The sequence below is a fragment of the Paenibacillus sp. 79R4 genome (assembly GCF_013393165.1).
Classification (GTDB): Bacteria; Bacillota; Bacilli; order Paenibacillales; family Paenibacillaceae; genus Fontibacillus.
Window position 1 is genome coordinate 1 of the sequence record NZ_QJOT01000004.1, and the last position, 15,093, is coordinate 15,093.

Genomic DNA, 15,093 nt, shown 5'->3' on the forward strand with positions numbered 1-15,093 from the left:
CGCCGGAGGCTGGCGCGGCTTCCCTGCCCGCGGCCGCCTGCTGGCGGGCGACCGCGTTATCCGCGCCGCCCGGCGCGTTGCCAGCGGCCGAACCATCGGCAGGGCCGCTTGTTCCCGCGCGGCCCTCCTCTGCGTCCTTCGTCACCTCAGGACGCGTGAAGTGGAACTGTTCTTGAATCACAGCCTGAGTGTTGCCTCGGCCGATATTCTGCTTCACCACCTGGGGAATCAGCACCTGCTCAGACAGCAGGGAGTGAATGCTCTCCTCAACGAAGCCGTTCAGCTCCGGCTCCTTACTGAATCGCACCTCCAGCTTGGCCGGATGCACATTGACATCGACCAGGGAAGGATGCATGTCCAGCATCAACACGCCAAGCGGATAGCGATTAATCGGCAGCAGCGTATGATAAGCGCGAAGCATCGCCTGATGCAAACCCTGGTTGCGGATATATCTGCCGTTAACGATCGTCGACATTCCGCTGCGATTCGAACGTGTCAGCCCAGGTCGGCCAATATAACCGGTTAGGCGATAATCCAGGTTTTCCGCCTCAATAGCTACCATGCCCTTGGAAGTGTTCACTCCATAGATCGCTGCAATGACCTGCAGCAAATCTCCGCCGCCCTGGCTTTGCAGCAGCGTATTTTCGTTGTGCCGGAAGGTAAACGCAATCTCCGGAGGGGAGAGCGCCTGCCGGTACATGACATCTGAGATATGGCCAAGCTCGGTCTGAATTGTCTTCATATATTTCAGCCTTGCCGGGGTATTGTAGAATAATTCCTTAACGGTAATATCTGTTCCTTGAGGGGTGGCGATTTCTTCGTTCAGCTTCAAATTCCCGCCTTCGATCTCAACAGCCCGTCCCAAGCCTTGATCGCTATTCGCTGTTACCAATCTTACCTTGGCAACAGCGGCGATACTCGGCAGAGCCTCACCCCGGAAGCCAAGGCTGCGAATCTGGAACAAGTCGCGGCCCTGCAGCAGCTTGCTCGTCGCATGACGGTAGAACGCTGCCTCACAGTCGTCAGGATCGATCCCTGAGCCATTATCAATAACCCGAATCAGGGACAGTCCCCCTTCCTCCACCTGTACCTCAATGCTCGTAGCACCGGCGTCGATTGCATTCTCCACCAGCTCCTTCACCACAGAGGCGGGCCTTTCTACAACTTCCCCCGCGGCGATCTGATTGGCAATATGCTCGTCCAGGACAACTATTTTAGCCATTGCTCATTCCCCCCTCAATCAATCCATTCCTCATCATGCTTCAGTATGGTGCTTCAACTAAATAATCGCAACAGTAGCCATAGTACAACTAATAAAGTAAAGCTAGAACTCGGACAAACATCATTTTAAGTATTTAACGTTCACCTAAAGTATTGGTGTTTACAGATACTACGAACACGAGCCCACTCCACCATGTAAAACACTTACCCATCGTTTTGGGGTTACCCTGAGACCCCGGATTAGGCCCAGACTTTCCTCTAACGAAACTGGATATCGCTATTTAACCATAATCGTAGTGCCAGAAATCGTAACGAAACAGGGTATCGTTATTTAAGCAAATTATCCGCTCAAGACGTTGATTTTTGCCGAATAACGTTCTGTAGTTTCGTTAAACTTTTTTAGCCGCTATTTTTACGGAAATAACGCTCTATAGTTTCGTTAGAGTTTATAATGACTTGTTCACAGCTCATTTGCCTTCATTTTCAGCTCATTAATCAACTGCATCGCCTGAATCGGTGTCATGTTCATCAAATCGGCATGCTTCACCATGCTCACCATCTGCTTCAACGCAGCCGGCTGATGAACAGCAGAGGCTTGCTTGCCTTGTCTTGGCTCGGGCAGATCATCCTCAAACATCGATAGTTGGACAACCTCACCGGCCGCATTCTGAGCTGCACCAGGGATATCCACATTGGCAGCACCTGACAGGGAGCCATTGCTTCCTGTTCCATTGCCGCTAGGACCAAGCCCTTCCGGCTGGCCTGTCCCCCCCGTTTCCGAGCTTTGCCGTACTGAAGAGTAATCCGTACCAGCCTCACCAACAACGGAGTCAGCTTCAAGTTTTCCCGTAGAAATCTGTTCACTCGAAGCTACGCTCCTCACATCTTCAGAAGTATGTTGACCGCTTATTCCAAGTCCGGCAGCATTTGTGCCCCGATTTCCGGCAAGCGGCGCAATAGGATCTTCCTGCCGAGCTGCTGCCGCTTCCGCCGCCGACAGTTCAAAGCCCTGCAGCAAACCGTATGCGCGGTCAATGATGCCTTCCGGCAGCCCTGCCAGACGGGCGCAGTAGATCCCGTAGCTGGCGTCTGCCGCGCCTGGGCTCAGCTTGCGCAGGAAATGGACCTTGTCACCGCTCTCCTGTACAGCCATGCTGTAATTGCGGAGACTCGCCAGACTTTTATCCAGCATAGCCAGCTCATGGAAATGCGTTGAGACAAGCGCCTTACAGCCGATATGATCATGTACATATTCGATTACCGCTTGCGCGATGGCCATGCCTTCGCTAGTCGACGTTCCGCGCCCCAGCTCATCGATAATAATCAAGCTGCGCGGAGTCGCTTTCTCCGTCATGATCTGGATGTCGGCCATCTCGACCATAAACGTACTCTGCCCGCCGATCAAATCATCAGCGGCCCCGATCCGTGTAAAGATACGGTCCACCAGCGGTATTTCTGCTTTTCCCGCCGGTACAAAGCTGCCGATCTGCGCCAGGATGGAAATAAGCGCAACCTGCCGCATATACGTACTCTTCCCAGCCATATTGGGACCGGTAATCAATAGAATGCTTGCTGCATCCTTACGCAGATCAGTCCCATTGGCGATAAATGCCGCATCGCTCAGCACCGACGCCACCACAGGATGCCGGCCCTGTTCAATCACCATGTCGTAACCTTCACTGAGGACCGGACGGACGAATTTTCCATCCGATGCAACGATAGCCAGTGAGCGATACACATCGATCTCCGCGATTCTCTCCGCCAAGGACTGCAGCCTCGTGATCTCCGCCGCGATCTTCTCGCGCACCTCCTGGAACAGCGCGTACTCCAGGTCGACCATTTGCTCCTCTGCTTCGAGGATGAGGCGTTCTTTCTCCTTAAGCTCCGGAGTGACATAACGTTCGGCATTGGCCAGCGTCTGCTTCCGTTCATAACGCCCTTCCGGCAGCATGGACAAATTGGCCTTGGTCACCTCGCTGTAGTAACCAAACACTTTGTTATAACCGATCTTCAATGACTTGATCCCGGTCAATTTCCGCTCCGATGCTTCCAGCTCGGCGATCCAGCGTTTTCCGTTCACGCCCGCTTCCCGGAGCTCGTCCAGATGAGCGTGTAAGCCCTTCTTAATAATTCCACCATCACGCAGCGATATCGGAGGCTCGTCCGCAATCGAAGTCTCGATCATCTCGGCCAGGTCCTCGCATATATCGATGCTGTCAGCAATTTTACGCAGCGTGTCAGATGCTGAAGCCGCACACAGTTGCTTGAGTGCCGGTGCTTGCCGTAAGGAAGATTTCAGGGCGATCATATCCCGCCCATTTGCACTGCCAAAGGCAATCCGTCCGGTCAGACGCTCCAGATCATAGATCTCGCCAAGCAAGATGCGAAGATCCTCCCGCAATATGAAGTCGCGATGCAGCGCATCAACCGCCTCCAGCCGCTCCTCAATTCTGCTTCTCTGCAGCAGCGGTTTATCAACCCAGCGACGCAGCAGGCGCGCGCCCATCGAGGTCTCGGTCTTATCAAGCAGCCACAGTAAAGATCCCTTCTTAGAGCGCTCCCGCACCGTCTCTACCAATTCCAGATTACGACGGGTAAATGGATCAAGGATCATATATTGCTCTGGCTCATAGGCCGTGATCTTTGTAAGCTGCCCCAGCGAACGCTTCTGGGTCTCGCTCAGGTATCCGACAAGCAGAGAAATTCCCTGCTGACGCTCCGGTTCAAGCCTTAGCCAGGCTGCTTCACCAAATTGCTTGCGTCCCGTCTCTTCCTTTCCCCGATCCCAGGGGGTATACACAACTGGCTTGCCAAGCGTGGACGCCTGACTTTTGATCCATTCAAGCAGCTCGGCGTCGCCAATGATCTCGGACGGATCATACAGTCCGATCTCGTCACGGAGCCATTCTTTATTGGCAGGAGCGGAAGTAACATAAAGCTCGCCTGTTGAGAGATCGCAGACCACCAGCGCCATATTGCCGCTTTGTTCGGTAACGCACAGTATGTAATTATTCGTATGCTCCGCCACCGTCTTGCCTTCCATGATCGTACCTGGCGTGACCACCCGTACAATTTCACGTCGGACGACGCCTTTGGCTGTGGCAGGATCTTCAACCTGCTCGCAAATCGCCACTTTATAGCCTTTTTCAATCAGGCGCTGAATATAGCTCTCAGCCGAATGATAGGGAACGCCGCACATTGGAATCTTCTCGGAAGTGCCTCCGTCGCGGCCGGTTAACGTAATCTCCAGCTCCTTGGACGCCAGAATTGCGTCATCAAAGAACATTTCATAAAAATCGCCCAAACGAAAAAACAGAAAGGAATCCTTCGCCTGAGCCTTCACACTCAAATATTGTTGAATCATCGGCGTATAGTTAGCCATGAGAAACCTCCACATTACCATTTATAATAGACATTTTTAGAGTCCATTTATAAACTCGCACTAGAAGTCTATTATAACAGAAAGGAATGGAGGCTTACGAGTGATTTTGTATTTTCCAGGGCCTGCGAATGTCGGTGGATTCATCCCAAGTTGCCCCTGACTTTACAGCCTTTAAAAATGGGCCCAGATATTTTTCATAGCGACCAAAGCCTTCGGCCTCCGCGATATCTGATAATAGCGAAAGGATCGATGGCCTGATCCGCTCCGGCTGACCATTGTAAAAAGCGCGGAACACTTCCTCATCTTGCAATGGTCTTCGCTTGAAATGTCCCGGATTCTCCGCGACTAGCCTGGCCAAAGCGATAACTCCTTTGGTGACTAGAGGCGAGATGAGAAAGCTGGGCAGTGTGCGATATTCGAAGCCGCCATAGCTTTTGACCCGGTAATCGCCCAGAAATCCGTAATTCGGCCTGCGGCGAAAGCTGCTGTTGTCCTCAAGCAGAAATACAGGGAGCGCCAAATAATTGTCAAGAATTCGTAAAAATTCGCTGGTCAGTGGAACTCCGCTGAAATGGACATGACCGCCTAACGGAAAGCCGCGTTGCGGCATCCCCCCGGCCTGCCAGAGCAGATTTCGGTCAGAAATGTGAGTATTTGCCGTTCGAAAAGCATGCAGCAGATGGCGGACAACCTCCTCTGGCTCACGCCCTGGAGCAGGGCGCAGTTCCGCCAGCGGCAGCAGTCTGCGGCCCTGAAAACGAAGCACATCGCAGCCCGCTTCTCCGTGATGGCTGAGGAACCGCGAAGCAGGCACAACTTTGCCTGTATGATGGTTATAGAGTATAAATTCCGGATCCATTCCGATGAGCACCTCGGCTTCCTCGCTGGAGAACTGATCCAGCTCCCGCAAATGCTCCGTCATCGCCTCCGCGTACAGTTGCACCGTAGCAGGATCGGCAAAATCAGGGATGGGTGAGACCTCTTCAACCGTATACTGGCCTTCCTCGCCTGCAGCGATAACCACTTCCCCCATGTCAAGACCATACGCATACAGCGCTCGAATCGCCGTCTTCCCCAGCCGCCTCCATAAGGGTGTGCCCTGTTCCGGTTCAAGCCCGGGGGAACGGACAATTCCTGAGCGTCCTAGCGGAATTGCACGCAGGGCACGCAGATGAAATACGCTCACTTTGAATCGGCGCTTGTATATTCGTTGTCTACCGGGCCTGGAGGAGGATTCAAAAGAAGCAAGTAAACCAGCGGTAATCAGACGTTGCTCTCGCTCAGTTAAAGTAAGCTTCATATAACGACCCAGCTCGCGGTTGATATTCCATTCAATAACCTCATCCGCCAAATAGGCCTCTGGCAGCCCGAAGACGAGGTTGTTTATACCGATCGCAGAGTCATTCTCCCATGTACGAGGATTGGCAACAGGGTCTTGCAGAACACGGTAGGGCCCAGCTAACGCGTTAAGCTTATGGGTCATTTCCCGGGAAGATACACTGGTGGGCATACAGATTCGCAGGATATGGCTTTTTTTAGCATTCATTTCGTGACACCCCCACTCAGCTTGAATTAATACCATTTGGATCCCCGTCCATAGATAAACCGTTAACAACCCGACTACCCAGGCATGGACCATTCAATCCCTCAAAATTAAAAACAAAAAGAGGGCAGCCGCCCTCGACGACGACGCCCCTGCCGCATATAGTAGACTATAATCCAATTACCCGCTTCTTAAGAGGTAGCTCAAAAAGTCCGCTTTTGATCACGAAGTAAATCAGGATGTATTCTCAGCATCGAATCTTGAATTCAGCCGGACCCTCCGGGGTTCATGTACTCCCTACGTACACTCCACTCCTCGGTCCCTAGCTTCATTCAACCTTCTCGGTGCTGAAAACCGGTCTTTTTGAACCGTACTTATAAGAGGTAGCTCAAAAAGTCCGCTTTTGATAAGAAAACCGATCGAAGTTATTCTGAGATGAGCGACCGCGATGTAAAGGTAGGTTTTCTTGCGATATAGAATTTCATCAGCTTCCGCTGATAACGAAATAAATTCTATATCTAACACGAAGTAAATCAGGATGTATTCTCAGCATCGAATCTTGAATTCAACCGGGCCTTCCGGGGTTCATGTACTCCCTACGTACACTCCACTCCTCGGTCCCTAGCTTCATTCAACCTTCTCGGTGCTGAAAACCGGTCTTTTTGAACCGCACTTATAAGAGGTAGCTCAAAAAGTCCCCTCGGATCACGATTTAGACGATCAGCCAAAGCTTATCAAGACAACGCTTATCGGAGCAGGAATCTCGGCGCTGCTTGGTGCTGAGGGTCTGACTTTTTGAACATACGTTTTAAGGATGTCAAAAAGCTTCGGGGCTCAAACTGCAATGCAGCAGCTCGCTTCTTGAAGCACTCTCCTAAAGCTCGTCGTCGAGGAGGTCTGGATCTAAATCCTCGTAATCCTCGGAGTCAGATCCGAAATCATATTCTTTGTCTTCCGCATTGCCAGGCACGACAAGAATATTCAATTTCGTCTCTGCCACGAGTTCTACGGCGAATTCACGTTCTACACGAATCGATACCCGCCCGTCGCCAGTCACACTTGCCTCAACGGTGCTCGGCTCTTGCGTTGCCTCCGCAGTAACCTCCACCGTTGAAGGGCGGTGTCTGGAATCCAGGTAATTGAGCGGAACATTCTCTACATAAGACACCGTTTCTTTTGCTACCTCGGTCTGCGAATTTTTATCATAGGAGTACCAGATGTTGATATCGTAAGTACCAATAACTTCAATTCCGTCGCCGGCCGCTACCGCTTCATACTGGTGGTTGATAATCCAGGCCCCCAGAATGCTAGACGGCTTGTGAGGCGGAGTCACGGTATGTGTTACGGTAGAGAACTTACGACCTTTTCCGCAGATCGCTTTCGTGATAATCTCTCTACTTTGATATTTCAATGACATGTTAGAACCTCCTCCATACATCATTCCATACATATGTATGCGGGACATAGGCAAATGTTGAATATGTAAGCATAAATAATTATGTGAATGCCTATAAGTCAAGCATTATCCATCCATAATCCTAAAAAAATATATATGTAATGATAACTCAAAATATTTGTTGTCTGGTTATTTCGCAATCGATAAAGAACCTCTCGGCCCTTTGTGCAAAGGCACCCCGAGAGGTTCTTTATTCGCTACAATATGAACAAAACATGTGTATTTTCCTGGCTCAGGACTCTTCTGCCTCAGCTCCAGCCGTATTCTGAACCGTACGACGCGACTTGTCCTTCTTAGCGATATCAAGGAAATAAGCTAGCTCGCGGGAGAGTTGCAGGAGATGGGCACGCAGCTCGAATTCTTCCCGCGATGCTGGCAGTTTCATCTGCTTGAATTGCTGGTCAAGCTGGAGCTGCATTTCCTCCGTTTGCCCCGAATAGAACTCCCGGGTTACATCAATACTAAGCTGCTCAAACAGTGTAGCTACAGCTTCCCCTTGCGGAATCCGTTCATAAACTAGAGAGATCATCTCAAGCATCCCCTCAATTCGATCCAATTGCTGCTTGCGCATATAGAAATAAACATTCCATGCCTCATTCGGCGAGATCAACTGGTTCTCAAGGGCGCGATTCGCAGAAGCCAGACCTTTGTCTACCCATTTTCCAGCCTCAATCAGCTCTTTGCCATCCCATAGATGCTCCGGATCGCGCAGAGATGCCGCAATATGCTTAAAAATAACCGAAAATAGCCCGTCCACTTTAAAGCGGATTTTGAACAGCTTATCTTCCTCCTTCGGCATATAGAGCAGGTTTACGATCATAGCAGAGCCCAGACCGATCAATAGCAATTCGATCTGCGTTGCCATCACCTGCAGACTGATCATCTCGCCGCCGAATACGCGGAACACCACGACAGAGCTTGTAACGATCCCTTCTTTGAATTTCGCGCGGGAAAGGAGTGGGAATGCGATTAAGATGTAAACGGCCAACACCCAAATATGGAAGCCAAGTATGTAGAAAAGAATAAACGCCATTATTAATCCCAAGATAGAAGCGAAAAATCGGGAGGATACCGTTGCAATGCTGCGTTTTCGCGTTACATCAACTCCCAGAATGGCCAGCAGGCCGGCGGATAGTGCGCCTTCGATATTAAACGCATCGGATATGATGATAGCCAGTACCGTGGCGATCGCTGTCTTAATAACTCTGAATCCCATCTAATTAATCACCCTTTAATTAACAGACTATAGATATACCATTTGAACATTTGCGCAAAATTAACCTGAAATTTCTAGGTATATCATTCGCTCTATTTCACTTCATCATCGTACTCGATTTGCTAACGACGGGCAATGCGGCAGCAACAAAAAAGAAGGAGCTTACCGCTCCTTCAGCAGTTTGCGTTCAATATATACGACCATCTGGTACATCGCCGTCGCCACAATAGCAATAATGACCAGACTGGACAGCACCAGGGTGAAGTTAAACACTTGAAAACCATAAACGATCAAATAGCCTAGCCCGATTTTGGCTACGAGGAACTCTCCGACGATGACACCTACCCAGGCCATACCCACGTTCACCTTCAAGGTGGATACGATCGTAGGAAATGAGGCAGGCAAAATCGCTTTTAAGAATACGTCGCGACGTGAGCCGCCAAATGTTCGAATCACCTTGATCAGGTTCTGGTCAACCTCGTTAAAGCTGTTGTATACCACCAGAGTCGTTACGATAACCGTAATGGACAGGGTCGTAATCACGATCGCTGTATAACCCGCTCCGAACATCACGATAAATATCGGCCCTAGTGCCACCTTAGGCATGCTGTTGAACACTACCATATAGGGGTCCAGCACTCTGCACAGAAACGGCGACCACCAGATGAGGACGGCCAGAGCTGTTCCGATCAACGTGCCAAGCAAGAACCCAACCGCCGTCTCAGCTACTGTGATTCCAAGATGCGGCCACAGTTCTCCGGACAAGGCATCTTTGGCAATTTGCCGGGCGACCTTGGACGGATAGCTGAAGATTAGGACGTCAATCCATTTCAATTGGCCAGCCAGCTCCCATAACCCGATGAAAATAAACAGAAGCGCTAATTGCGTACTTAGCACAAGACGTTTACGCCTGTTCTTTTGCCGGCGATGCCTGTGCCATTGATCCTTAATCCAATCCTTCTCCTCATGTTTAACCTTCAAAGTTTGTGTGAGCGACATCCTTCATCCCCCTCTCCTCCGAAGTCTCCAGATCGCGCCATATTTCCTGAAATAACTCATTGAAGCCCTCTTCCTCTCGAGCATAAAAAGGCTGCAGTGTTCGAATATTGTCCGGGATTTCATAAGTGCTCTTCATTCTTCCCGGCTTTGCGGCAAGCACAATAACCCGGTCGCTTACCGCAATAGCTTCTGACAAATCATGCGTGACTAGTATCCCGGTCTTGCCCCTTTGCCTCAGCGTATCCACAACAAGATCCTCCAGCTGAAGCTTCGTCTGATAATCAAGCGCCGAGAAAGGCTCATCCAGAAGCAGCAGATCCGGGTCTGTTGCCAAAGTACGGACGAGCGCGACCCGCTGCCGCATCCCCCCTGAGAGCTGATGCGGATACTGATTCGCTGTATTCTCCAGCCCCATCCCCTCCAGAAGCTCCATGACCATAAGGGTGCTGCGTTCATTTAATCTTCCGGTTAATTCAAGACCAAGCTGTGCATTACCCAGAATCGTTCGCCAAGGAAATAAATAGTCCTGCTGCAGCATATAGCCGATCTCGGGAGTTGGCCCCGTTATCGGCTTGCCATGCAGCAGCACCTGCCCCCGGGACGGGGACAATAATCCGGCAATCAGTGATAGAAGCGTGGTCTTGCCGCAGCCGCTTGGGCCAACCAGACTGATAAATTCCCCCGCATTCACAGCCAGATTGATCCCCTTGAGTGCAAGTATCGCTTCCCGATCCGTTAAATATAAATGATCCAAATCCTTCAGTTCTACGACAGGAACCACCGCTCACACTCCCTTCCATCCGGTTAATTATTTGGAACTCGCCTTAACGGCAGCTTCCGCAAAATCGTTGTTAACGACCTTTGCCATCTCTACGCGTTCTTTCAGTTCTCCCGCACTCTCCATAACATCAAGCAGGTTGTTCCAGGCATCTTCATGCAGGGCTGGTGTTGTAGCGTAGGTTCCCTGCTCGAGATAGCGCTTCACTGAACTGGTCAGAATGTCCATATCTGTATCCTTGAAGTACGGCGCTATCGTCTTCGCCGTCTCCTCCGGCGTATGGGATCCCACCCACATCTGGGCCTTATAGATCGCGTTCGTAAACTTCTGGACGGCATCCTTATGCTTATTCATATAACTCTGCTTGGTCATGAACACCGTATAAGGCAGCTGTCCGCTCTCTGTTCCAAACGAAGCTACAACATGGCCCTTGCCTTCACGTTCAAATATCGAAGCCTGTGGTTCGAATAATTGAACATATTGCCCTGTACCTGATGCGAACGCAGCGGCTATGTTGGCGAATTCAATATTTTGAATCAATTCCAGATCGGCATGAGGATCGATTCCATGCTTCTTGAGTGTGAACTCACCAGCCATTTGTGGCATCCCGCCTTTTCTTTGACCGAGGAAGACACTCCCGTTCAACTTCGACCAATCGAAATCACCTGTCGCATCCCTTGCTACAAGGAAGGTACCATCCGTCTGTGTTAGCTGGGCAAAATTAATGACTGGATCTTCCGCACCTTGTTGGTATACATATATGGATGTTTCAGCTCCCACCAGAGCTACATCTATCGCACCGGACAGCAACGCCGTCATCGTCTTGTCTCCGCCAGCCGTCGTCTGCAGCTCGACATCCAGACCTTCTTCCTTGAAGAATCCCTTCTCCAGGGCAACATATTCGGGGGCATAGAAGACTGAACGCGTAACCTCACCGATTCTGATCTTCGCCCCGCCCCCGCCTGCACAACCCGTCAATCCCGACGTCAACAGCAGCAGAAGAGCCATCAGCAGCATCGTATTTCGCTTGAACATGCCTGTCACCTCTTTCACAGTCACCATAAAATTAGGCTTTGTTCTATGTGTATGCGTGAACTGGGCAAATGGTTAAGTCACCGGAGAGGTGTGATGCCGCTCTATTGTCGAGATCCACATCAGGTTTATCCCATTTCAATCTTTAGCTGTATAATGTTGAGAGGAACGTGATTTATATACTGATTTTAAAGTTGAAAAGATTTGAATGGGATTCGCTAAGACCTGAAGAAGTGTGCCAGGTTTGCTTCGAGCCGCTAATACGCATTTACAAGCAAAGAATGGCCGATCATCCTTTAGAAAATAGCGAAGTGATCAAGGAAGGTTTTTATAGTGATCTTACCAAGCTTCAACGGGGATTGTTTTCATTTCACGTATTTTATGATCACGCGGTTGAGTCGCTAGAAGAATTTTATTGGTGGAGTACGTATTTTGGGGCACAGCCCAAAATTTGGTCGGCAATCCAATCCGGAGTCAACTATTTGGGGGATGAACCTATGCTGCAAATTCTCGATGACATCGGGTTGGTTCTTAAAGCCTACCCTCATCCGCGTAATTTGGACGAGTTTAATGTAATGCGTGAAGATTTCGTCCGTAACCAAGCATTGCTGGATTCCACCTCCCCCTTGTTCACTAAATTCAAAGCATCCTCTCCCTAACCCTACAGAAGATCGCAGTTATATTGGCGATAACCTCAAGGAATTCATCGTGTTCGAAGATTAGCTCATAAATCAAATGTCCTCTGAATCTTTGGAAATATAGAAAAACGGACTTGAGTAATCTCAAATCCGTTTTTCTATTCAATCCAAACTGCTTATTAAGTGTTGTTTATTTATATCACATGTAATAAAATTATTACATATGAAAAACAATTTAACCGGTGATGAACTTTTAAAGATTTTGGAGGCATTGTCAAATCCATATCGGCTCCATATTATTGCAATACTTCGTCAGGAAAAAAAATATGTGAGCCAGCTTGCCAGGGAGTTAGGTATTAGCAGACCCTTGCTCTATTTGCACTTGCAAAGATTGGAGGACGCCAATCTGGTCAATGGATACCATGAAATTTCCGATAACGGAAAAGCAATGAAGTATTATGAGATCGATCCCTTCAGCATCGAGTTGAATGAGGACTTGATTGCTAAGGCAGCAAGCAGTTTAACCGTCAGAAATCAATTGCAATGAGGAGCTGAATCATTTTGAGTATTATCTATCCCAATATTATTATTACTTTGATTCCTTTACTCGTATTTATCATCATAATCTATTATGTCATTAGTATTGCTCGACGAATGGGGAAGCGCGCTGACGAACGGCTGAAACTGGATAAGGAAAATGCACATCTGCTGCAACAACAAATGCAAGAAGTAAATCTGCGTTTAACCCGCATTGAAAAAATGCTTAAGGAAGTAGATTGATTCTCAAAAGAGAGTAGTCGCAAAGACAGTTGACACTTTGTAAAAAGAAAAAGGTACGAAACCTTATGGTTTTCGCACCTTTTTTCTTTGGATATCCAATTATAATTTGTAAACTTCTTTGTACTTCTGCTCCAAATAATCGGCCAGGTAGTCTGGATTGAGATCTTCGCCTGTCACCTGCTTAATAATTTCCGCAGGCTTGAGCGATTTGCCGTATTTATAGATTTTATCAGTTAGCCAAGCTTTGATCGGCTCCAGATTGCCAGCAGCAATCAGGCTGTCAAACTCAGGCAGCTCTTTGCGAATGGTATGGGCAAATTGGGCTGCGTACATATTGCCAAGCGCATAGGAAGGGAAGTAACCAAAGCTGCCTCCGGACCAGTGCACGTCCTGCAGCACTCCTTCACCGTCATTGGACGGGGTAACTCCGAGATAGGACTGGTATTTCTCATTCCATACCTGCGGCAAGTCGCTAACGGCCAAACCTTCGTTGAAGATCATCTTCTCGATCTCATAACGAATAATAACATGGAGGTTATAGGTTAACTCATCTGCCTCAATGCGAATAAGCGAGCTCTCCACGCGGTTAATCGCCCGGTAGAATCGATCGACAGACACATCCTTCAGCTGTTCTGGGAACTGCTGCTGCAGCCCTCCATAGTAGCGATTCCAGAACTCACGGCTGCGACCGATAAAATTTTCCCAAAAGCGGGATTGTGATTCGTGAATGCCCATCGAAGTCCCCTGGCTAAGCGGAGTCCCGTTCAGCTTGGAATCCACGTTCTGTTCGTAAAGCGCGTGACCGCCCTCATGCAGCGAACTGAACAAAGCGCTTGTCAGATCATCCTCATAGTAATGCGTAGTTATCCGCACATCTCCCGGATTAATCGTCGTCTCAAACGGATGCTCGGTCTCATCGACCCGCCCCCCGTCGAGATCATAGCCGATCTCCTTCAGCATAGCCAGACTGAACTCGCGCTGCTTGGCGATATCAAATGTACTGTCCAGGAAGGACGAATCCGGTCTGTCCGCAGCTTCTGCAATTTGCTGGACCAGAGGTACAAGCCGATCACGAAGGCGTCCGAAGACTTCATCCAGCTTCTCCACCGTCAGCTCAGGTTCATACATATGTAAGAGCGTATCGTAACGAGTGGCCTTCGGTCCCCAGTAGTCGATGAATTCCTGTGTTTTTTCCACAATTTTTGTTAGGTAAGGCTCAAAGCCGGCATAATCGCTATTTCTCTTGAAGTCGGTCCACAGTGTCTCCGCATGTGAGACAAGCTCTGTATATTCTTGGAACTTCTGCGGCGGAATCTTTACGTTATAGTCATATTGCTCCTGCACGGTGCTAACGAGACGTTTGCCCGTCTGATCAAGCTCAGCGAGCACCTCCGGCCGATTCAAATAAGCTAAGTAAACGCCCATTTCCTCGGAAGTTTGCAGCTTGAAATGTTCCGTAGCCAACGTACCGATTGTAGCGGCACGCGCCTCGGCTCCGTTCTTTGGCGCTCCGGTTCGCAGATCCCAGTGCAATAAGGCAACTGCTTCATCATAACTGGTCATTTTGCGAAGAAGATCCCGGAACTGCTCCCAGATTTCCGTCGTTTTTTGATTCATCCCATATTCACCTCTCTTTTGGATTTGGGCCCATCTCTGTTCATTATCTAGAAGATGTTATCCAGCTACATAAATAGAACGAACACACCATGACATTATCACAGACGAGCCCTATAATTCAACGTGACTTCAAGCGGGATACCCCCAAGCTCGTATATACGGCAGATTTATATTTGAAATTTTACAGCGGTTTTCCTGGAAGTGATTGTATGGTGAACAGGATATCATATGCCTTCCACATCGAAGCTCATGGCAACCCGGCTTAGCGGATGACCACAAAGGGCCTTCCATTGACGATCCATTTACGGATTAGCAGAAGTTTTTTATTTGCACAGTTCTCTTGCTGATACTTTTTCAAATACGTATAATTAAATTTTAAGCGGATTTATTATTTGTTGTCCATATTAGAGCCCCGCTTAATTTGAAAGGAG

At 49.1% G+C, this 15,093-nt stretch carries 12 protein-coding genes; 3 read left to right on the top strand and 9 right to left on the bottom strand.

Annotated elements, in window-relative coordinates; all coding sequences use genetic code 11:
* From mutL to DMN77_RS05935, 8 genes are all read right to left on the bottom strand, one after another.
* A partial coding sequence (gene mutL / locus DMN77_RS05900; protein ID WP_179013997.1) for a DNA mismatch repair endonuclease MutL occupies positions 1–1,222 on the bottom strand: 1,222 nt, incomplete at its 3' end.
* A 459-nt stretch (positions 1,223–1,681) separates the two neighbouring features.
* Complete coding sequence (gene mutS, locus DMN77_RS05905; RefSeq protein WP_179013999.1) at positions 1,682–4,603, bottom strand: DNA mismatch repair protein MutS; 2,922 nt, start codon at positions 4,601–4,603, stop codon at positions 1,682–1,684.
* A gap of 94 nt (positions 4,604–4,697) precedes the next feature.
* Positions 4,698–6,149 (bottom strand): putative amidoligase domain-containing protein, encoded by a 1,452-nt coding sequence (locus tag DMN77_RS05910; RefSeq protein ID WP_179014000.1) that lies wholly within the window; start codon positions 6,147–6,149, stop codon positions 4,698–4,700.
* A gap of 871 nt (positions 6,150–7,020) precedes the next feature.
* Positions 7,021–7,563, bottom strand: a complete 543-nt coding sequence (cotE, locus tag DMN77_RS05915; RefSeq protein ID WP_068781595.1) for an outer spore coat protein CotE — start codon at positions 7,561–7,563, stop codon at positions 7,021–7,023.
* A gap of 271 nt (positions 7,564–7,834) precedes the next feature.
* Entirely contained in the window at positions 7,835–8,818 is a 984-nt protein-coding gene (locus DMN77_RS05920; RefSeq protein ID WP_068781596.1) for an aromatic acid exporter family protein, read from the bottom strand.
* Positions 8,819–8,980: 162 nt separating this feature from the next.
* Positions 8,981–9,817 carry an ABC transporter permease gene (locus DMN77_RS05925; RefSeq protein ID WP_068781597.1) on the bottom strand — a complete coding sequence of 279 codons (837 nt, stop codon included), beginning with the start codon at positions 9,815–9,817 and terminating at the stop codon, positions 8,981–8,983.
* Positions 9,789–10,598 (bottom strand): ABC transporter ATP-binding protein, encoded by an 810-nt coding sequence (locus tag DMN77_RS05930; protein WP_068781598.1) that lies wholly within the window; start codon positions 10,596–10,598, stop codon positions 9,789–9,791. The genes DMN77_RS05925 and DMN77_RS05930 overlap by 29 nt, the downstream gene beginning before the upstream one ends.
* A gap of 27 nt (positions 10,599–10,625) precedes the next feature.
* Positions 10,626–11,630, bottom strand: coding sequence for an ABC transporter substrate-binding protein (locus DMN77_RS05935; RefSeq protein WP_179014002.1), 1,005 nt, complete (start codon positions 11,628–11,630; stop codon positions 10,626–10,628).
* A gap of 167 nt (positions 11,631–11,797) precedes the next feature.
* Here DMN77_RS05935 and DMN77_RS05940 point away from each other — a divergent pair, with 167 nt between their 5' ends.
* From DMN77_RS05940 to DMN77_RS05950, 3 genes are all read left to right on the top strand, one after another.
* Positions 11,798–12,286, top strand: a complete 489-nt coding sequence (locus DMN77_RS05940) for a hypothetical protein (protein ID WP_179014004.1) — start codon at positions 11,798–11,800, stop codon at positions 12,284–12,286.
* A gap of 202 nt (positions 12,287–12,488) precedes the next feature.
* Positions 12,489–12,812 carry an ArsR/SmtB family transcription factor gene (locus DMN77_RS05945; protein ID WP_179014005.1) on the top strand — a complete coding sequence of 108 codons (324 nt, stop codon included), beginning with the start codon at positions 12,489–12,491 and terminating at the stop codon, positions 12,810–12,812.
* A gap of 14 nt (positions 12,813–12,826) precedes the next feature.
* Positions 12,827–13,045: a hypothetical protein gene (locus DMN77_RS05950; RefSeq protein WP_068781602.1), complete on the top strand. Its 219-nt coding sequence runs from the start codon at positions 12,827–12,829 to the stop codon at positions 13,043–13,045.
* 99 nt (positions 13,046–13,144) lie between these two features.
* Here DMN77_RS05950 and DMN77_RS05955 read toward each other — a convergent pair whose 3' ends face one another.
* A complete protein-coding gene (locus tag DMN77_RS05955) occupies positions 13,145–14,662 on the bottom strand; it encodes a carboxypeptidase M32 (protein WP_179014007.1) in 1,518 nt (505 codons plus the stop codon).
* Between the last annotated feature and the right edge of the window lie 431 nt (positions 14,663–15,093).

Coding starts and splice junctions, on each gene's coding strand:
- mutS (WP_179013999.1), bottom strand. CDS start 4,603: ATGGCTAACTATACGCCGATGATTCAACAATATTTGAGTGTGAAGGCT.
- DMN77_RS05910 (WP_179014000.1), bottom strand. CDS start 6,149: ATGAATGCTAAAAAAAGCCATATCCTGCGAATCTGTATGCCCACCAGT.
- cotE (WP_068781595.1), bottom strand. CDS start 7,563: ATGTCATTGAAATATCAAAGTAGAGAGATTATCACGAAAGCGATCTGC.
- DMN77_RS05920 (WP_068781596.1), bottom strand. CDS start 8,818: ATGGGATTCAGAGTTATTAAGACAGCGATCGCCACGGTACTGGCTATC.
- DMN77_RS05925 (WP_068781597.1), bottom strand. CDS start 9,817: ATGTCGCTCACACAAACTTTGAAGGTTAAACATGAGGAGAAGGATTGG.
- DMN77_RS05935 (WP_179014002.1), bottom strand. CDS start 11,630: ATGTTCAAGCGAAATACGATGCTGCTGATGGCTCTTCTGCTGCTGTTG.
- DMN77_RS05945 (WP_179014005.1), top strand. CDS start 12,489: ATGAAAAACAATTTAACCGGTGATGAACTTTTAAAGATTTTGGAGGCA.
- DMN77_RS05955 (WP_179014007.1), bottom strand. CDS start 14,662: ATGAATCAAAAAACGACGGAAATCTGGGAGCAGTTCCGGGATCTTCTT.